Annotated in this window: 18 protein-coding genes; 10 read left to right on the top strand and 8 right to left on the bottom strand. The window is 65.4% G+C overall.

Features of this window, described 5'->3' with window-relative positions:
* Positions 1 to 66: 66 nt before the first annotated feature.
* From ABIC76_RS15875 to rng, 8 genes are all read left to right on the top strand, one after another.
* Positions 67 to 792 carry a YebC/PmpR family DNA-binding transcriptional regulator gene (locus ABIC76_RS15875; protein WP_147214640.1) on the top strand — a complete coding sequence of 242 codons (726 nt, stop codon included), beginning with the start codon at positions 67 to 69 and terminating at the stop codon, positions 790 to 792.
* 94 nt (positions 793 to 886) lie between these two features.
* A complete protein-coding gene (gene purD, locus ABIC76_RS15870; RefSeq protein ID WP_147214639.1) occupies positions 887 to 2,155 on the top strand; it encodes a phosphoribosylamine--glycine ligase in 1,269 nt (422 codons plus the stop codon).
* A gap of 156 nt (positions 2,156 to 2,311) precedes the next feature.
* Positions 2,312 to 3,220: an oxygen-dependent coproporphyrinogen oxidase gene (gene hemF, locus ABIC76_RS15865; protein WP_354534543.1), complete on the top strand. Its 909-nt coding sequence runs from the start codon at positions 2,312 to 2,314 to the stop codon at positions 3,218 to 3,220.
* A complete protein-coding gene (locus ABIC76_RS15860; protein ID WP_316873184.1) occupies positions 3,217 to 3,927 on the top strand; it encodes a nicotinate-nucleotide adenylyltransferase in 711 nt (236 codons plus the stop codon). Before hemF ends, ABIC76_RS15860 begins: the two co-directional genes overlap by 4 nt.
* Positions 3,928 to 3,999: 72 nt before the next feature.
* A complete protein-coding gene (rsfS, locus tag ABIC76_RS15855; RefSeq protein WP_354534542.1) occupies positions 4,000 to 4,641 on the top strand; it encodes a ribosome silencing factor in 642 nt (213 codons plus the stop codon).
* 21 nt (positions 4,642 to 4,662) lie between these two features.
* The gene (gene rlmH / locus ABIC76_RS15850; RefSeq protein WP_027680941.1) at positions 4,663 to 5,133 is read left to right on the top strand and encodes a 23S rRNA (pseudouridine(1915)-N(3))-methyltransferase RlmH; all 471 of its coding nucleotides are present in this window, start codon (positions 4,663 to 4,665) and stop codon (positions 5,131 to 5,133) included.
* Positions 5,130 to 5,753, top strand: a complete 624-nt coding sequence (locus ABIC76_RS15845; RefSeq protein ID WP_102066482.1) for a Maf family protein — start codon at positions 5,130 to 5,132, stop codon at positions 5,751 to 5,753. The genes rlmH and ABIC76_RS15845 overlap by 4 nt, the downstream gene beginning before the upstream one ends.
* A 127-nt stretch (positions 5,754 to 5,880) precedes the next feature.
* Positions 5,881 to 7,350, top strand: coding sequence for a ribonuclease G (gene rng, locus ABIC76_RS15840; RefSeq protein WP_027680939.1), 1,470 nt, complete (start codon positions 5,881 to 5,883; stop codon positions 7,348 to 7,350).
* A gap of 22 nt (positions 7,351 to 7,372) precedes the next feature.
* On the opposite strand, the gene ABIC76_RS15835 is transcribed toward rng, so the two are convergent.
* The 4 genes from ABIC76_RS15835 to mdlC form a co-directional block, all read right to left on the bottom strand.
* A complete protein-coding gene (locus ABIC76_RS15835) occupies positions 7,373 to 8,764 on the bottom strand; it encodes an MFS transporter (RefSeq protein WP_316856713.1) in 1,392 nt (463 codons plus the stop codon).
* Between the two features lie 146 nt (positions 8,765 to 8,910).
* Positions 8,911 to 9,858 (bottom strand): ketopantoate reductase family protein, encoded by a 948-nt coding sequence (locus ABIC76_RS15830; protein WP_354534541.1) that lies wholly within the window; start codon positions 9,856 to 9,858, stop codon positions 8,911 to 8,913.
* A gap of 6 nt (positions 9,859 to 9,864) precedes the next feature.
* Positions 9,865 to 11,349: an aldehyde dehydrogenase gene (locus ABIC76_RS15825; protein WP_354534540.1), complete on the bottom strand. Its 1,485-nt coding sequence runs from the start codon at positions 11,347 to 11,349 to the stop codon at positions 9,865 to 9,867.
* Positions 11,349 to 12,938 carry a benzoylformate decarboxylase gene (mdlC, locus tag ABIC76_RS15820; RefSeq protein WP_354534539.1) on the bottom strand — a complete coding sequence of 530 codons (1,590 nt, stop codon included), beginning with the start codon at positions 12,936 to 12,938 and terminating at the stop codon, positions 11,349 to 11,351. The genes ABIC76_RS15825 and mdlC overlap by 1 nt, the downstream gene beginning before the upstream one ends.
* Positions 12,939 to 13,030: 92 nt before the next feature.
* Here mdlC and ABIC76_RS15815 point away from each other — a divergent pair, with 92 nt between their 5' ends.
* The gene (locus ABIC76_RS15815; RefSeq protein ID WP_343548196.1) at positions 13,031 to 13,930 is read left to right on the top strand and encodes a LysR family transcriptional regulator; all 900 of its coding nucleotides are present in this window, start codon (positions 13,031 to 13,033) and stop codon (positions 13,928 to 13,930) included.
* 14 nt (positions 13,931 to 13,944) lie between these two features.
* On the opposite strand, the gene ABIC76_RS15810 is transcribed toward ABIC76_RS15815, so the two are convergent.
* Both ABIC76_RS15810 and msbA read right to left on the bottom strand, forming a co-directional pair.
* Positions 13,945 to 14,541, bottom strand: coding sequence for a peroxidase-related enzyme (locus ABIC76_RS15810; RefSeq protein ID WP_354534538.1), 597 nt, complete (start codon positions 14,539 to 14,541; stop codon positions 13,945 to 13,947).
* Positions 14,542 to 14,592: 51 nt separating this feature from the next.
* Positions 14,593 to 16,317 (bottom strand): lipid A export permease/ATP-binding protein MsbA, encoded by a 1,725-nt coding sequence (gene msbA / locus ABIC76_RS15805; RefSeq protein ID WP_354534726.1) that lies wholly within the window; start codon positions 16,315 to 16,317, stop codon positions 14,593 to 14,595.
* Between the two features lie 232 nt (positions 16,318 to 16,549).
* Here msbA and ABIC76_RS15800 point away from each other — a divergent pair, with 232 nt between their 5' ends.
* On the top strand, positions 16,550 to 17,332 hold the full coding sequence (locus ABIC76_RS15800) for a glycosyltransferase family 25 protein (RefSeq protein ID WP_354534537.1): 783 nt from the start codon (positions 16,550 to 16,552) through the stop codon (positions 17,330 to 17,332).
* A gap of 15 nt (positions 17,333 to 17,347) precedes the next feature.
* Here ABIC76_RS15800 and ABIC76_RS15795 read toward each other — a convergent pair whose 3' ends face one another.
* Positions 17,348 to 18,190 carry a glycosyltransferase family 2 protein gene (locus tag ABIC76_RS15795; protein ID WP_102066490.1) on the bottom strand — a complete coding sequence of 281 codons (843 nt, stop codon included), beginning with the start codon at positions 18,188 to 18,190 and terminating at the stop codon, positions 17,348 to 17,350.
* Entirely contained in the window at positions 18,177 to 18,950 is a 774-nt protein-coding gene (locus ABIC76_RS15790; RefSeq protein WP_012762406.1) for a glycosyltransferase family 2 protein, read from the bottom strand. The genes ABIC76_RS15795 and ABIC76_RS15790 overlap by 14 nt, the downstream gene beginning before the upstream one ends.
* Between the last annotated feature and the right edge of the window lie 10 nt (positions 18,951 to 18,960).

Here is an 18,960-nt window from a genome sequence, read left to right as displayed (position 1 = left end):
GCGTGCAGGTGGCGTCAAACCGCCATCTGAGCGCCAGATTCCACTGCATTCCGCTCGGAGAGTTTCATGGCCGGTCATTCCAAATGGGCCAATATCAAGCATAAAAAAGCCGCTGCCGACGCCAAGCGCGGCAAGATTTGGACGCGCCTGATCAAGGAAATCACCGTGGCGGCCCGTCTGGGCGGCGGCGATGCCGACTCCAACCCGCGCCTGCGACTGGCCATGGACAAGGCCACCGACGCGAACATGCCCAAGGACAACATCAACCGCGCCATCCAGCGCGGCGTGGGCGGCCTGGAAGGCGCGAACTACGAAGAAATCCGCTACGAAGGCTACGGCATCAACGGCGCAGCCGTGATCGTCGACTGCCTGACCGACAACCGCACGCGCACCGTGGCCGAAGTCCGTCACGGGTTCGACAAGTACGGCGGCAACATGGGCACGTCGGGCTCCGTCGCGTTCCTGTTCGACCACATCGGCCAGTTCATCTTTGCCCCGGGCACGCCCGAAGACAAGCTGATGGACGCCGCGCTCGAGGCCGGCGCAGACGACGTCATCACGCACGAAGACGGCTCGCTCGAAGTCATCTGCCCGCCGCACGATTTCGCCAAGGTCAAGACCGCGCTGGAAGCCGCCGGCTTCAAGGCCGAACTGGCCGAAGTCATCATGAAGCCGCAGACCGAAGTCGTGTTCACCGGCGAAGACGCGGTCAAGATGCAGAAGCTGCTCGACGTTCTGGAAAATCTGGACGACGTGCAGGAAGTCTTCACCAACGCGGTCATCGGGGAGTAAGCCCCGGACGCGCGCATAACGGCGATCGACCTCACGATCGCCGTTTTTGTTTTCCAGATTTCGAATCGGATTTGCAATTTCAGGTAGGTACAGCATGAAAGTGATGGTGGTCGGTTCGGGCGGTCGAGAGCACGCCCTGGCATGGAAGCTGGCACGCTCGCCCAAGGTACAGGTGGTGTACGTGGCCCCCGGCAACGGCGGCACGGCGCTCGACAAGCGCCTGCAGAACCTCCCGATCACGGATCCGGAAGTGCTGGCCGCCTTTGCCGAGCGCGAAGGTATCCACTTCACGGTGGTGGGCCCGGAAGCGCCGCTGGCGGCCGGCATCGTCGACCTGTTCCGCGCCAAGGGCCTGCGCATCTTCGGGCCGACCAAGGCCGCCGCGCAGCTCGAATCGTCGAAGGATTTCGCCAAGGCGTTCATGCACCGCCACGGCATTCCGACCGCCAAGTACCAGACCTTTGGCGATGCTGCGCAGGCACATGCGTACGTTGACCAGGAAGGCGCACCGATCGTCATCAAGGCCGATGGCCTGGCCGCCGGCAAGGGCGTTGTCGTGGCGATGACGGTCGAAGAAGCGCACAGCGCCATCGACATGATGCTGGCCGACAACCGTCTGGGCGACGCCGGCGCGCGCGTGGTGATCGAAGAATTCCTGGCCGGCGAAGAAGCCAGCTTCATCGTCGTGTGCGACGGCAAGAACGTCGTGGCGCTGGCCACCAGCCAGGACCACAAGCGCCTGCTCGACGGCGATGCCGGCCCCAACACGGGCGGCATGGGCGCCTACTCGCCTGCGCCAGTCGTTACGCCCACACTGCACGCCCGCGCGCTGCGCGAGATCATCATGCCGACCATCCGAGGCATGGAGAAGGACGGCATCCCGTACACCGGCTTCCTGTATGCCGGCCTGATGATCGATGCAGAAGGCAATCCCAAGACGCTCGAATTCAACTGCCGCATGGGCGACCCGGAAACGCAGCCCATCATGGCGCGCATGAAGACCGACCTGTACGACGTGCTCGACCGCGCCATCGACGGCAAGCTCGACGGCATGGAGCTGGACTGGGACCGCCGCACCGCACTGGGCGTGGTCATGGCCGCCCACAATTACCCGGACACGCCGCGCAAGGGCGACGTCATCACAGGCATCCCGAAGGAAACCGAAGACAGCGTCACGTTCCACGCCGGCACCACGCTCAAGGACGGCGTGCTGACCACCAACGGCGGCCGGGTGCTATGCGTGGTCGGCCTGGCCGACACCGTCAAGGCGGCGCAGCGTGCGGCGTACAACGCCATCGAGCAGATCCACTTTGACGGCGCCCAGTACCGTACCGATATCGGACATCGCGCCATCCGCCATTGAGCGACCGCCCGCCGCGCCCATGCCCCACGATGGGGCAGGCGCGGCATCCGTCACCCCGGGTGATCCCCAACTTGCCCGCGCAGCCCGCCCGCTACAATGGTGACAACCGTATGACTCGGCCCGACTCGCCCCTACGAGCGGCCTCCTTCTGATCGCATGGATACCCAAGCCGTCCGCGCCTACCTGCTGGACCTGCAGGACCGCATCACCACTGCCGCCAGCGCGCTGGACGGCGGCACGTTCATCACCGACGCATGGGAGAAGCTGCCCACCGAGCGCCTGCGCGGCAGCGGTCGCACCCGCATCCTGGAAGGCGGCACGCTGCTCGAGCGCGGGGGCGTCGGCTTCTCGCACGTGATGGGCGACACCCTGCCCCCGTCGGCAACCGCCAACCGGCCCGAATTGGCCGGGCGCGGTTTCGAGGCGATGGGCGTGTCGCTGGTCTTCCATCCGCGCAACCCGTACGTGCCCACGGTGCACATGAATGTGCGCTGCTTCGTCGCCGTGCGCCCGGACGCCGAGCCCGTCTGGTGGTTCGGTGGCGGCATGGACCTCACGCCCTACTACGGCTTCACCGAAGACGCCTCGCATTTCCACCGCACCTGCCAAGGCGCCCTGGCCCCTTACGGCGATGAGCTGTACCCCCGCTTCAAGCAATGGTGCGACGACTATTTCTATCTGAAGCACCGCAAGGAAGCGCGCGGCGTCGGCGGCATCTTCTTTGACGACTTTGCTGAGCTGGGCTTCGAGCGCAGCTTCGAGATGATGCGCTCGGTGGGCGACGCCTTCCTGCCGGCCTGGCTGCCCATCGCCGAGCGACGCCACGCCACGCCCTACGGTGAGCGCGAACGCGCCTTCCAGGCCTATCGTCGTGGCCGCTATGTCGAGTTCAACCTGGTATTCGACCGCGGCACGCTGTTCGGCCTGCAAAGCGGCGGCCGCGCGGAATCGATCCTGATGTCGATGCCGCCGGTCGCCAATTGGCGCTACGACTGGCAGCCGGAACCGGGTTCGCCAGAAGCCGCCCTGTACACCGATTTCCTGCCGGCGCGCGATTGGGTATGACGCTTCCCACATTCGTGCGCCCCGATCTCGATCGCCCCTACCGGCTTGGTTTGCTGGGCGGCACGTTCGATCCGCCGCATGTCGGCCACATCGCCCTGGCCGAGCTGTGCATCGCGCGCCTCGACCTGGATGAGCTGCTGTGGATTCCCACCGGCGTGTCGTGGCAAAAGGCCGCCGACATCACGCCAGCACCGCTGCGCTTCGCCATGACCGAACTGGCCGCCAAAGCGGTACGCGGTGGCCGCGCGCGGGTCCACGTGAGCAGCATGGAAGTCGACCGCCACGGCCCCAGCTACACCATCGACACCGTGCGCGAATTGCGCGGCGTCTACGGCCCGGATACCTCCATGGCGTGGCTGATGGGCGCCGACCAGCTCGTCGGCCTGGACACCTGGCACGGCTGGCAGGACCTGTTCGAATACGTCCACCTGTGCGTCGCTACACGCCCGGGTTTCGACCTCCAGGCACTGCATGTGCCGGTGCAGCGCGAACTCGATGTGCGCCGCGGCGACACGGCATTGATACAATGCGCACCCGCCGGCCACATGTGGATCGACCAGACCCTGGCCGTCGACCTGTCATCCACGCGCCTGCGCCAGCAGCTGGCCACCGGCGCGCGCTGCGACGCCGACCTGCCCGCCGGCGTGGCCGACCTGATCCAATCGCATTCGCTGTACCGCCGTGCCAATGGCACAGTCAGTGCTTGACCGCGTGATTGACCGCATTCACGCGCTTTTTTGACCTTTTTTCTCGCCCTTTAAACGTTCTTCTCACTCAGTATGGATATTCGCAAACTACAACGCGTGATCGTCGACGCGCTCGAAGACGTCAAGGCGCAAGACATCAAGGTCTTCAATACGACGCACCTGACCGAGCTGTTCGACCGCACGGTCATCGCCAGCGGCACGTCCAATCGCCAGACGAAGGCCCTCGCCGCATCGGTGCGTGACGCCGTGAAGGAAGCCGGCGGCCACATCATCGCCGTGGAAGGCGAAGACGTGGGCGAATGGGTGCTGGTCGACTGCGGCGACGCTGTGGTCCACATCATGCAGCCGCAACTGCGCCAGTACTACAACCTCGAAGAAATCTGGGGTGACAAGCCTGTGCGCATCGAACTCGGCGGCACGGGCAAGCGTGGCCTGCCCAAGGCCAGCGAAGGTTACGACGACGAGGAAGACGAGACCGAAGAGGCCACGCCCGCCAAGCGCCGGACCACCAAGCCGAAGCTGGCAGGCGAGCGCCCGACCAAGGCTGCAGCGCCGGCCAAGAAGGCGCCTGCCAAGACGGCTGCCAAGAAGCCCGCCACCAAGCGCGCGGCTGGTACGGGCAAGACCGCCACGAAGACGGCCACCAAAACCGCCGCAAAAACGGCTACCAAGACGGCAGCCAAGCGCGCGCCGGCAAAGAAGCGCGCGGCGTAACGTCGGGCAGGCTGTCTCGCCATGCAGTTGCTGATCGTCGCCGTCGGGCACAAGATGCCGTCCTGGATCGAGGACGGTTTCTCCGAGTATGCCAAGCGCATGCCGCCCGAACTGCGCATCGAACTACGCGAGATCAAGCCCGAGCAGCGCTCGGGCAGCCGCACCGCCGCCACCGTCATGCAGCTCGAAGCCGCGCGCATTGAAGCCGCGCTGCCCAAGGGCTGCCGCATGATCGCGCTGGACGAGCGAGGCAAGGACCTCACCACCGTCGCGCTGGCTGAATCGCTTACCGGATGGCAACAGGAAGGCGGTGACATCGCCTTCGTCATCGGCGGCGCGGACGGGCTGGACCCGGCGCTCAAGGCGAAAGCCCGTACGCTGATCCGCCTGTCGAGCCTGACGCTGCCGCATGGCATGGTGCGCGTGCTGCTGGCCGAGCAGCTCTATCGCGCGTGGAGCATCACGCAGAACCACCCGTACCATCGCGTATGACCATGGATGCACCCGGCGCGCCGCACCTCTATCTCGCCTCACAGAGCCCGCGCCGGCAGGAACTGCTGCGCCAGATCGGCGCGCGCTTCGCGCTGCTGCTGGCCGGCGACGATGAAGATGCCGAAGCGCTGGAAGCCGTGCTCCCCGGCGAGACGCCCGACGACTACGTCCAGCGAGTCTGCGCACTGAAGGCACAGGCTGCGGTGCGCCGCCGCCTCGCACGCAGCCTGCACGCCCTGCCGATCCTCACGTCGGACACCACGGTATGCCTGGGCGGCGAGATCCTCGGGAAACCGTCTGACGCCGCCGATGCCCACCGCATGCTGCGCGCGATGTCCGGCCGCGAGCACCGTGTGCTGACCGCCGTAACGGTCGTCACCGCCAGCGGCACGCCGATGCATGCGCTGTCCATTTCCGACGTGCGCTTTGCCGTGCTGACAGACAACGACATCGCCCGCTACATCGGCAGCGGCGAGCCCTTCGGCAAGGCCGGCGCGTACGGTATCCAGGGCCGCGCAGCCGCCTTTGTGGCCCATATCTCGGGAAGCTATTCGGGTATCATGGGTCTACCCTTGTTCGAGACCGCAGCACTGCTCGCACAGGCGGGCATCACGCTGTAACTCGCCCCTGACCGGCCGCTGTAGCACGCACCGGACAGCGTGCGAGGGCCGGTTTCAAGACACGCTTCGGGCGCATGCGATCAAGCCTTGAGGCGGGTGCTGAAACCCGCTCTCCTGGTACCTCTCCATGTCCGAAGACATCCTCGTCAATATCACGCCGCAAGAAACGCGCGTGGCCATCGTCCAGCAAGCCGCCGTTCAAGAGCTTCATATCGAGCGTACGCTGACGCGCGGCCTGGTCGGCAACATTTACCTTGGCAAGGTGGTGCGCGTGCTGCCCGGCATGCAGTCGGCCTTTATCGATATCGGGCTGGAGCGCGCAGCGTTCTTGCACGTTGCCGACATCTGGCACCCGCGCGACGCCAAGGACGCGCCGCCCACCCCGCAGGTCGCCATCGAAAAGACGCTGTTCGAAGGCCAGGCGCTGATGGTGCAGGTCATCAAGGATCCGATCGGCACCAAGGGGGCGCGCCTATCCACGCAGGTCAGCATTGCCGGCCGCACGCTGGTGTATCTGCCGCAAGACCCGCACATCGGCATCTCGCAGAAAATCGGCAACGAGGCCGAGCGCGAAGCGCTGCGTGCGCGCGTGACAGCCATGGTGCCCGTCGAAGAGCGCGGCGGCTTCATCGTGCGCACGATCGCCGAGGAGTCGACCGACGAAGAACTCGCCAACGACGTCGCTTACCTGCGCAAGATCTGGGCGACCATCCGTCACAACGCGACGACCCTGCCCGCGCCGTCGATCCTGTATCAGGACCTGAACCTCGCCCAGCGCGTGCTGCGCGATTTCGTGACAGACGAAACCCGCAGCATCCAGGTCGATTCGCGCGAGAACCACCAGAAGCTCATCGAGTTTGCGCAGGAATACACGCCGGCCGTGGTCGAGCGCCTGACGCACTACACCGGCGAGCGGCCCATTTTTGACTTGTACAACATCGAGGCGGAAGTCGAGCGCGCGCTGTCGCGCCGGGTCGACCTGAAATCGGGCGGCTACCTGATGATCGACCAGACCGAGGCGATGACGACGATCGACGTCAACACCGGCGGTTACGTGGGCGCGCGCAACTTCGACGACACGATTTTCAAGACGAACCTGGAAGCGGCGCACACCATCGCGCGGCAACTTCGGCTGCGCAACCTGGGCGGCATCATCATCATCGACTTCATCGACATGGAGTCGGCCGAGCATCGCGATGCGGTGCTGGCGGAACTGCGCAAGGCGCTGTCGCGCGACCGCACGCGCATCACGGTCAACAGCTTCTCGCAGCTGGGGCTGGTGGAGATGACGCGCAAACGCACGCGCGAATCGCTCGCGCATGTGCTGTGCGAGCAGTGCCCGGTATGCCAGGGCAAGGGCCAGGTGAAGACGCCGCGCACGGTGTGCTACGACATCCTGCGCGAGATCATGCGCGAGTCGCGGCAGTTCAATCCCCGCGAATTCCGCATCCTTGCGTCGCAGTCGGTGATCGACCTGTTCCTGGAAGAAGAAAGCCAGCACCTTGCGATGCTGGGCGACTTCATCGGCAAGCCGATTTCGCTGCAGGTGGAATCGTCGGCGGCCAGCCAGGAGCAGTACGACATCATCCTGATGTAGTGCTGCTCCCCCTGGCCGTCAGCTACGGCTTGACCGGGCTGCCGTGCGAAACCGGCACGGCAGCCATGGGGGCTTGCGCACGCTCCGCGAGACGCGGAATCTGCTCGCGCATGGCGAGCAGCGCTGCCAGTACCACCAGCATCACGATCCCGAGCATGGCCAGATAGGCCACCGAGCCGCCAGCGGTGATGACCAGCGCGCCGGCAAACGCACTGAGGATGGCGCCGAGCCGCCCGAATGCCACCGCCAACGCCGTACCCGTGGCGCGCACCGCCGTCGGATAGACATAGGCGCACAGCGCGTACATCGTCGATTGCACGGCGTTGACGAACAGCCCATGCAGCCCCAGGCCGACGATCAGCAGGTTCGTGTTGAGCTTGGCGTCGACACCCTGCAGCGCAAAGGCGCTCGCGGCGGCGCCCACGCAACACAGCGCCATCGGCCAACGTGAACCCCATCGCGCAATCGTCACCGCGCAGACCAGCGCACCGATCACGCCGCCCAGGTTGTACGCCGTCAGCCCCGAGCCCGCCACGCTGACGCTCAAACCTTCTGAAGTCAGCATCGTCGGCAGCCAGCTGAACGCTGCGTACACGGCCAGCAGGCACATGAAGAACGCTGCCCAGAGCGCCATCGTGTCGCGAGCCTGCCCAGGCGCGAAGAGCGAGCGGAAACTCGCGTGTTGAATGACCTTCTGGCCAGCCACATCGGCAAATACGGCATTGCCGGGCACATCGCGCTCCATTTTCGACAGCAGCTGCGCCAGTTGCGGCCAGCGCGATTGGCGGCGCGCCAGGAAGCGCGGCGATTCGGGCAGCGCCGCCACCAGCACGAACCCGAGCACCAGCGGCAGTGCGCCGCCGATCCAGAACAGGCCCCGCCAGCCGTAGAGCGGCAGCACGTGGCCCGCAAACAGGCCCGCCAGCATCCCGCCCAGCGGCACGCAAACAATGGTGGCCGTCACGGCCAGCGTGCGACGACGCGCAGGCGTGAATTCCGCCGTCATCGTGGTGGAGCTGGGCAGCGCGCCACCAATGCCAAGGCCTGCGATAAACCGCAGCGCGGCAATCGTCGCAACGTTAGGCGCAAAACCGATCGAGCACGTCGCCACGCCGAACAGGAACACGCTGCCGATCAGCGCCCAGCGTCGCCCGAAGCGATCGGCAAACAGGCCCGCCAGCGCGCTGCCCAGCCCCATGCCAATCAGGCCCGCGGCCACCGCCGGCGCAAACGCGTTACGCGTGATGCCCCACTCCTTGATGAGTACGGGGATGGCGAAGCCGATCAACTGGCCATCAAAGCCGTCCATGACGATGGCGAAGGCGGCCAGCAGGACTGCCATCTTTTGCGCGAGAGAAAACGGCCCGTCATCGAGGACGGTGCCGATATCGACCGTGGTGGGGTTCTGCCTCATGCTGGCCTCCGCTGGGACGCCGAACATGCGAAAGCGCGACGCAATACCAGCGTCGCGCTTACCAATCTGGAACAGCTGATCATGGTTTGTCTCCGTTGAGGTGGCGTCTGCGCGCCATCGAATGAAAGCTTGGGCTGCTCGGTCTGCTAACGCCCCTGCTGGCGTGGGGCCTGCGCCTGCGCCTGCACCAACCGTACAAGCTGCATCAACGTCTCGGTGTGCGGCACCGGCACGCCATGCCGGCGCGCTGCCGCCACCACTGCGCCGTTGATGGATTCGATCTCGGTCGGCCGACCGGCCAGCACATCCTGCAGCATCGACGGCTTGTGCCCGCGATGCGCGACGATGGCGTGCCGCACGTTGTCGTTCACCTTGGCGGCGTCGACCGTAATGCCGCTGGCGCGCGCCACGGCCAGCACTTCGCCCACGATGGTCAAGGCCAAGGCGGGGCCGTCTTCCACCGCACCCAGCGCGTCGACGGGCTGATTCAGCACGGTGCACAGCGGATTCAGCGCGGCGTTAAAGGCCACTTTCTCCCACACCGCGCCCCACACATTGGCATCGGCCTGGCAGTTCAGACCGGCGGCGCAGAGCGTATCGACCAAGCGTGCCAGCATCGGACGCGGCGCGCCGTCTGCGGTCATCAACCGGATCACGCCCGCACCGTGGGAGCGCACGTGGCCGGGGCCGGCAAGATCCGCTGGCCACGTCGTCACGCCAACGAAGATCCGCTCTGCCGGCACGACCGAAGCCAGCGCCTCCACATTGCCCAGCCCATTCTGCAGCGTCAGGACATGCGTTGACTCACCGATGAGATGACGCACGCTAGCCAATGCGGCTCGCGTGTGCATCGCCTTCGTAAAGACGATCAGCAAATCGGGCACCTCTGTCGCATCGCCCGGGCGCAGCGCCTGCAGGTTGCGCACCTGGCGATCGCCACGATCGGTTTCCAACCGCAAACCCTGCGCAGCGATGGCGTGCAAGTGCGCGTCGTTGATGTCGAGCAGCGTGACGTGCTGGTCGGCTTCAGCCAGCAGCCCGCCAAACAGCGAGCCCATCGCGCCCGCACCGAGGATTGCGATCTTCGTCGGCATCGCGGCTCAGAACGGGTAATGGCGCGGCGTGGTCTGCACCGTCATCCAGCGCAGCTCCGTGAATTCCGCCACGCCAGCGCGGCCGCCGAAACGCCCAAAGCCGCTCGCCTTGACGCCGCCGAACGGCATCTGCGCTTCGTCATGCACGGTTGGCCCGTTGATGTGGCAGATGCCCGATTCGATGCGGCGCGCGACGTTCATGGCGCGGGCCACGTCGCGGCTGAACACGGCGGACGACAAGCCGTACGCGTTGTCATTCGCGCAGGCGACGGCGGCATCGTCACCGCTCACGCGCACGATGCCCTTGACCGGGCCGAATGATTCTTCCGCGTAGATCAGCATGTCGGGCGTGACGTGGTCGAGCAGCGTGGCGGGCATCAGCGTGCTGGTGGCCTTGCCGCCGCACAGCAGCTTCGCGCCCTTGGCGAGCGCGTCGTCGACGAGGTGATTGCAGCGTTCGACCGTGCTCATGTCGACCACCGAGCCGAGCACCGCCGGGCCCTTGCGCGGATCGCCCAACGGCAGCGCTGCCGCCTTGGCAGCCAGCTTGGCGACGAATGCATCCGCGATGGATTCGTCGACGACGATGCGCTCGGTGGACATGCAGATCTGGCCCGAATTGGCGAACGCGCCGAAGGCCGCGCCATCGACAGCGGCGTCGATATCCGCATCCGCCAATACCAGCAAGGGTGCCTTGCCGCCAAGCTCCAGCACAGCAGGCTTCAGATACGTCGCGCACGTCTGCGCGATGATGCGGCCCACGCGCGTGGAGCCCGTAAAGTTGACGCGCCGCACGGCCGGGTGGGCGATCATCGCCTCCACGACCGCGCCTGCGTCGGCCGGGGCGTTCGTCACGAAATTGACCACGCCGTTTGGCAAGCCCGCCTCTTGCAAGGCTTCAATGATGAGCCCGTGCGTGGCGGGCGAGACTTCCGAGCCCTTGAGCACGACCGTGTTACCGCACGCCAGCGGCAACGCAATGGCGCGCACGGCGAGGATGACCGGCGCATTCCACGGCGCGATGCCCAGCACGACGCCGGCCGGTTGACGCACGCCCATGGCGAGGCTGCCGGGCACGTCGGACGGAATGATCTCGCCGGCAATCTGCGTGACCATGGCGGCCGCTTCCTGCAAGCCGCTCGCGGCCAGATGCACGTTGAAGCCGGCCCACAGTGCGGAGGCGCCCGTTTCGGCAGCCATCGCCGCCGCAAATGCCTCGCCCTTGGCTTCAAGCGCTTGTGCGGCGCGCATCAGCAGCGCGCGGCGCTCCGTCGGTCCCATTGCGGCCCAGGCGGGGAAGGCTGCAGCTGCGGCGTCGACCGCGCGACGGGCATCGTCCACAGTCGCCGCCGGCGCGCGCGTGGCGACGGTACCGTCAAGCGGATTGCGCCGCTCGAACACCGCACCATTGGCCGCTTGCACGCGCGCGCCGTTGATCAGCATCGAGATGTTCTGCGCCGCGTCCAGCGGGGCAATGTTCGTATTGGTCATCAGGCAATCTCCACTTCAATCACGGTTGGTCCTGCGGATTGCAATGCGGTGCGCAGCACGGCTTCCAGCGCATGCGGGTCGCTCACGCGTTCGCCAGTGCAGCCCATGGCACGCGCCAGACCGACGAAGTCGATACCGTTTAGGTCGGTCCCCTGCACCACGTCGGTGGCGGCAAAGCCGAATACCGGCGCAAATTCCTGCAGCGCCGCGTAGCGGCGATTGTTGAGAATGACGAATGTCATGGGAAGCCCAAGCAGCGACGCGCTCCGCAGCGCCTGGATCGAATACATGCTCGACCCATCGCCAATCAAACCGATCACGCGCGTACCAGGCGTCGCCAAGGCAACACCGACTGCAGCGGGCATGCCGTAGCCCAAGCCGCCGCTATCCATCGTGTAGAACCCGCCGGGGCGCCGCATCGGCAGATAGGCCTGCATGACCGGCCGCGCGCTCGGCGCTTCTTCGACGATGATGTCTGTCGCGCCGCGTACGGCGTCGAGCGTCTGCAACACGAAGGCGGCCGACATGGGCCAACCTGGCTCGGCGCGCGGCGCTTTGGCGCGTAGCGGCGGCAGCGGTCGCGCTGGCGGTGCGGGGCGGTCGAGCAAATCGAGCACGCCCAGGCGGATGTTGCCAACGGCGGAAATGCCCTGTGGCGTCCACGCAGCCGTCGCCGGGTCATCGATCAACTGCACGAGCTTTGCGCCAATCGGGACATGCGGCCCGTGCCCTTCCACGTGATACGTAAACGCCGGTGCGCCGAGCGCGAACACCACGTCGTGTCCCTGCAGCAGGCTGACGATCTTCTCGCGCATCGCGGGCAGGAAACCGGCGAACAGGCGGTGGTCTTCGGGAAACGCGCCGCGCCCGGCCATCGGGGCGGTGAACACACGCGCGTTGTGGGCCTCGGCGAGTTGCACGACGGCATCCCACGCGCCAGCCCGATCGACCGCTGCGCCCACCACGAACGCCGGCCGCTGTGCCGCATCGAGCAGGTCGCCGATGCGCCCCAGCGTGACTGGATCGGGCCGCACTTCGCACGCCACTTCATGCACGGCGACAGGCTCCGTCGGCTGATCCCAGTCATCCACGGGAATCGACACCAGCACCGGTCCGCGCGGCTCCTGCATCGCGACGTGATAGGCGCGGGCCAGCGCCAGCGGCACGTCTTGGGCGCGCGCCGGCTCGATGCTCCATTTGACGTACGGCTTGGGCAGCTCCGTCGCCTGGATGGATGCGAGGAACGGATCGAATGGCAGGATGGACCGCGCCTGCTGCCCCGCCGTAATCAGCAGCGGCGTGCGGTTCTTGAAGGCCGTAAAGATGTTGCCCATGGCGTTGCCCACGCCCGCCGCCGAGTGCAGGTTCACCAGCGCCGCGTTGCCGGTTGCCTGCGCAAAGCCGTCTGCCATGCCCACCACCACGGCTTCCTGCAAGCCCAGGATGTAGCGGAAATCCTCCGGGAAATCGCGAAACATCGGCAGCTCGGTCGAGCCGGGATTGCCGAATACGTGCGTCATGCCGAGCCGGCGCAGCAGCTCGATGGTGGCGTCGCGCACGGTGGTCAGCGCGAGCGAGGTGCGGGTCATACGGGCCATCTCCTTGGAACAGGCTGCCAGTATGGAATCCGTAGTTCTTAACGCGATATTGAATTATTCCGCCAAAGTCATTACCTTTTTGCATGGCCTTCGATCTGCGCCAACTGCGCGCCTTCACCACCATCGTTTCCGCCGGCAGCCTCGGGCGTGCCGCGGACGTCTTGCACGTCACCCAGCCTGCACTGAGCCGCATCATCAAGCGGCTGGAAGACGAAGTCGGTGCGCCGCTGTTCGAGCGGCACTCCAAGGGCATGCAGCTGACCGCCATCGGGCAGGCGTTGCTGCCGCATGCCTCATTGCTGCAGCGCGAGGCGGACTACGCACGGGAAGAGATCGACGCCATGCGCGGGCTCGCCAAGGGCACCATTCGCGTTGGTGCAGTCGGCAGCATCGCAAGCTACGTCCTTCCGCTGGCCGTGGGCAACGTGGTGGCGCGCTGGCCGAACCTGCGCGTGGAGATATTGGAGGGCGTGTGGGACCGGCTGGCAGAGGGACTCGTCAAGCACGAGATTGACCTCGCGCTGTCCATGGCGATGCCGGATACCGAGGACATCATCGCCATCGCGGATTGCCGGTGGGAGGATGCGAGTTTCGTGGTCGCATCACCGGAGCACCCGCTGCGCCACCGACGCGGCCTGATGTTGGCCGATACGCTGGAGGCGCCGTGGGCCGTTCCACCGCGCGGCACCGGCCCGTACGAGCATATGCGACAGGTCTTCGAGGCTGCCGGGCTGGGTCTGCCGAACATCGTGGTGGAAACGCGCTCGGTGACGGCACTCAAGAGCCTGGTGGCGCGCTCGGGTTTCCTGAGCTGGATGGCCGAACCGATGATCGACGCCGAGCGTCGCGCCGGCGTGATCGAACCCCTGCCGATTCCGGGCTTGGTGGCGCGCCGCACGCTCACTGCGTTCCGGCGGCGTCATGGGATCCTCCCTGGCCCCGCCGTCAAGTTGCTTGAAGCGTTGCGCGAGCTGACGGCGTAGCCATCGCCTGCACCCTACTTCTTTTCGCGCGGCACGCGGCCGAGCAGGAAAAACTCGTCATTCGGCCGCATCGAAATCACATTCGCCATGCGGTTCGACAGACCGAAAAAGGCGGTGATGCCGGTGATGTCCCAGATGTCCTCATCATCGAAACCGTGCGCGCGCAGCGCTTCATAGTCGGCGTCGTTGACGGTGTGCGATGCGGTGCAGACCTTCATCGCAAAGTCGAGCATGGCGCGCTGGCGCGGCGTGATGTCGGCTTTTCGGTAATTGACGGCCACCTGGTCGGCCACCAGCGGATTCTTCTCGTAAATGCGCAGGATGGCGCCGTGCGCGACCACGCAATACAGGCACTGGTTGGCAGCGGAGGTGGCGACGACGATCATCTCGCGCTCGCCCTTGGTGAGGCTGCTGCCTTCGCGCAGCATCAGCGCGTCGTGGTATGTGAAGAAGGCGCGGCACTCGTCGGGCCGATGCGACAGCGCCAGGAAGACGTTCGGCACAAAGCCACTCTTCTCCTGCACCTCGAGGATGCGCGCGCGAATGTCTTCGGGAATGTCGGCCAGTTCAGGGACGGGGAACCGGCTGATGGGCGGCGTGGTGGTCGTCACGATGTCTCCTTTGATTTGAGCATCCTGAGCACGCCGCCCGCGAGGAAGGGCTTACTGGGTGGCGAACTGGATGCGATGGAGTCCAGCATACAACCCATCGCGCTCGATGAGTTCGCGGTGCGTGCCGGCTTCGGCAATCTTGCCGTGCTCCAACACGACGATCCGGTCGGCATTTTCGATGGTCGACAGGCGGTGCGCGATCACCAGCGTCGTACGGCCTTCCATCAGGCGTTCGAGCGCGGCCTGTACTTGGCGCTCGGACTCCGAATCCAGTGCGGACGTGGCTTCGTCCAGGATCAGGATCGGCGCATCCTTGTAGATTGCGCGGGCGATCGCCAAGCGCTGGCGCTGTCCGCCGGACAGCTTCGAGCCGTTGTCGCCGATATTGGTATCGATGCCCTCGGGCAGGTTGTCGACCACATCGGTCAGGTAGGCCGCTTCGAGCGCGCGGCGCACGCGCGCCATGTCGATCTCGGAGGCGTCCCGCGCGCCATAGGCCACGTTAGCTGCGATGGTGTCGTTGAACAGCACCACATCCTGGCTCACGAAGGCGATCTGGCGACGCAGGTCGTGCAGGGCCAGATCCGCCAGCGCATCGCCGTCGAGCGAAATCGTGCCCGAGGTCGGATCGAAGAAGCGCGGCAGCAGGTTCACCAGCGTGGTCTTGCCGCTGCCCGATGGCCCGACCAGCGCAACGACCTCGCCCGGCTTGACGTGCAGATTGACGTTGTCGAGCGCTGCCCGGCCATCTTCGCCATAGCGGAACGTGACGTTGTCGAAGCGGACATCGCCGCGGGCGCGATCGATCTTCTTGCCGCCCTCTTGCGGTTCGATCGGCGTGTCGATCAGGCCGAAGATGAATTCGGCGGCGGTCAGACCGCGCTGCAGCGGCTGGTTCACGTCAGTCAGGTGCTTGAGCGGCGAGATCAGCAGCAGCATTGCCATCACAAAGCCGGTAAAACCGCCGACCGTGGTCTGGTTGGCCTGCGCCTGCAACATGGCAATGGCCAGGATGACCGACAGCGCCAGCGCAGCCAGGAACTGCGTCACCGGCTGGTTCAGGCCGCCCGCCACGGCCACGCGCATGGCGTAACCACGCAGGCGATTCGTCATGGCATTGAAGCGCAGCGATTCGTACGCCTCGCCGCCGTGCAGCTTGACGACCTTGTAGCCGCCCACGGCCTCTTCCACCACATAGGCTGCCTGGTTGGTCAGGTTCTGGCTCTCGCGGTTGAGCGAGCGCAGGCGACGGTTGATGCGCGACATCAGCAGCCCGATGATCGGCAGGATCACCGCCACTACCAGCGTCAAACGCCAATTGGTATAGAAGAGGAAGACCAGCAGCGCCAGCACCGTCATCGAGTCGCGCACCAGCGTGATGAACACACCGGTCAGCACCTGCAGCACCTGGTTCACTTCAAAGATGACCGCGTTGATGATCGACGCTGCCGTATTGCGCTGATAGTACGAAGCCGGCGCCTGCAGCAACCGTTCGAACATCTTCATCCGCAGATTCAGCAGCACCTTGTTCGAGACGAGGCTCAGCAGATACGTCGACGCAAATTGCGCAATGCCGCGCACCACGGCTATCCCCACCAGCATGGCCGGCACCTGCCACAGCTTGCCGGCGTATTCACCGCCGAAGCCCTGATCCAGCAAATCCTTCACGACCTTGGGGATGATCCCCTCCGTGGCCGCCACCACACCCATGGCGACCATTGCCAGGATGAAGGCGGTCAATTCGGGGCGAAGGTAGCCCCACAACCGCTTGAGCATCGGCTTGGCGGGCGCTGGGTGGTCAGACTTTGCTTGTATACTCACGGCGTTTTCAAATGAGGGTGGGCAGCTTGCGTCGCATGGCGATCGCATGGCCGCCATGAAGTGCGTTGCAGCGACTGTCATCCGACAGACGGGCGACCCGGCATTTTAGCGGCAATCCACCACCCGGCCCATCCTGCTGCGCAATGCCCGGTCCAGACTGGCCGGCGGATCACCTGACGCTTCCGCAATGAGTTCGCGCGTTCCCACGTTTTTCATCAATCTCGACCACGACGCCGGCCGCCGCGAGGCCCTGAAGCAACAACTCGATGCGTTGGGCCTGCCGCATCGCCGCTTCCCCGGTGTGTACGGCAAGACACTTCCCGCCGACGAACTTGCGCGCCACTATGACCACGCACGCGCCACAAGCCAAAGCCGCGAATTGACCGTCGGCGAAGTCGGCTGCGCGCTGAGCCACCTTGGCGTCTACCGCGCAATGATCGAGCAGGACCTGCCCTACGCGCTCATTCTGGAAGACGACGCCAAACTGGGGCCGGAGGTGCCTGCCGTACTCGACGCCCTGGCAAAGAGCGTGTCACCCGACGAGCCCGTCGTCACGCTGCTCACGCACATCGACCGTTACTACAAGCGCAGCGCCCGGCCGCTGACAGCGAACCACCGCACGGTCAAACTTGCCAACTACCAGTGGCTCGCGCACGGCTATTTCGTCACGCGCGCCGCGGCCAAGCGCATGGTCGAGCAGCTCTATCCCGTGTGGCTGGCCGCAGACTACTGGTACAAGTTCGAGCGCGAAGGCATCGTGCAGATGCGTGCCGTCGTGCCTTATGTGATTGGCGTGCAGAACTTCGATAGCGGCTCGAACCTGGAAGCCGATCGCGCCATCAAAAGCCGCGAAGCCGACGACCGCCTGGGGCTCGGCCATCATCTGCGCCAGATCTTCGTGCGCAAGTTCCTCTATCAGATTTTCGTGCGGCCGTTTCTCGGCATCGTTAAGCAGAAGAAGACTTGGTGAGCAGACGGCGCGCGCTCAGGCGCCCTGCTCTCGCAGCTCTGCAAGCCCAACGTCTGCGCGGATGATGTCGGTATTGCGCCGAGCCATCATGCGTTGATAGTTGGGGCTTTCCTGCTCGCGCGATTGCTCGCGATGCCATAGATGGAAGACTTCGGTCGCGCAGAAGCCGCGCTTGCGCCGCACACCGGCGTTGTACAGGCGCACCGCCAGATCGGCGTCTTCATGACCCCACCCGACGAAGCTCTGATCGAAGCCGTTTACGCGCTCGAAATCGCTGCGCCACACGCCGAGGTTGCAGCTCTTGATGCCGCGCAGGCTGGTGTCCTTGAAAGTGCGCGGCACCGGCAGACCCGGCACCAATAGCGGCAGGAACTTGTTGATGCGGCCCGCACGCCAGGCGGCAAACCAATACGCGCGGTCCTTCAGGTGGATGTCGATCTGCTCGGCGACGACCTCACGCGTCATCGCCTCATTCAGCAGGATGCGGCTGCCGGACAGCAAACGCCCCCGCTCGGCGAGCGCGCGATGTCGCGCCACAAAATCCGGACGTGGCACGCAATCGCCATCGAGAAAAACGAGGTAGTCGGCGTCCGTCGCCAGCACGCCGCGGTTGCGGATCTCACCAGCGCGAAAGCCGTCGTCGGGATGCCAGACATGGCGCAGCGGATACGGCGCGGTCTTGGCAGCGGCTTCGACCGCCACGCGTGTGTCATCGCGCGAACCATCGTCGGCGACGATGACGTCGAATGCGCGATCCGTCTGTGCGCCACAGCCAGCCAGTACGCGAATCAGCGCATCCGGGCGGTTATACGTCGTAACGATGAGGGCGATGCGACGCGGCGGCTCAGCGCTTGCCATGACGATGCAGCATCATCAGCTTGACGTAGCGGTAATACGTGCCCTCGGCGTTCGACACGGCCAGCATGAAGCCCTCCGCACCATCGAGGAAGCCCCGCTGGATGATGTACGTACGGATGAACGCCCACAGCCCGTGACCGATGGCGCTGCCCAACGACGCGCGCTTGCCCTTGGCATAAGCTGCGGCCGCACCGGCGGTCGAATAATCGTTGGCCTTGTCGAGCGCGGCCTTCAGGTCAGGAATGGAGTAATGAATGATGGGCGCGCGGAAGTCGCCCACCGTACCCTCGAAGACCAGGTGCGAGTGCACCGGCGCATCGAAGAACGTCACTTGTTCGCGCTTGAAAAAGCGACGAATGCGGTCAGGCCACCAGCCCGAGTGCTTCATGAAGCGGCCGCAAAAACTGGAGCTGCGCGGCATGGAGTAGACAGTGTGCGGGCTGCCCGATTCCAGTACGGCGATCATCTCGGCCCGTAATTCGGGGCTGATGCGCTCGTCGGCGTCCAGCGAAAGCACCCAGTCGGTGCGCGCCTCGCGCAAGGCACGGTTGGACTGCTCCCCGTAGCCGGGCCAGTCGGTTTCGAACACGCGCGCACCGAGCTGGCGGCAGATGTCCTGCGTGCCGTCCGTGCTGCCCGAGTCGAAGACGATGACATCGTCCGCCCAGTCACGTACCGAGCGGATGCAATCGCCGATATCAGCGGCTTCATTCTTGGCGACGATGATGACGGCGAGCGTGGCTCGATTGGATGCAGGCATGCGAAAACAA

The organism is Ralstonia sp. 1138 (assembly GCF_040544795.1).
Taxonomy (GTDB): domain Bacteria; phylum Pseudomonadota; class Gammaproteobacteria; order Burkholderiales; family Burkholderiaceae; genus Ralstonia; species Ralstonia flatus.
The sequence above is the reverse complement of the archived record's forward strand: the minus strand, read 5'-3'. Positions and strand labels throughout refer to the sequence as shown.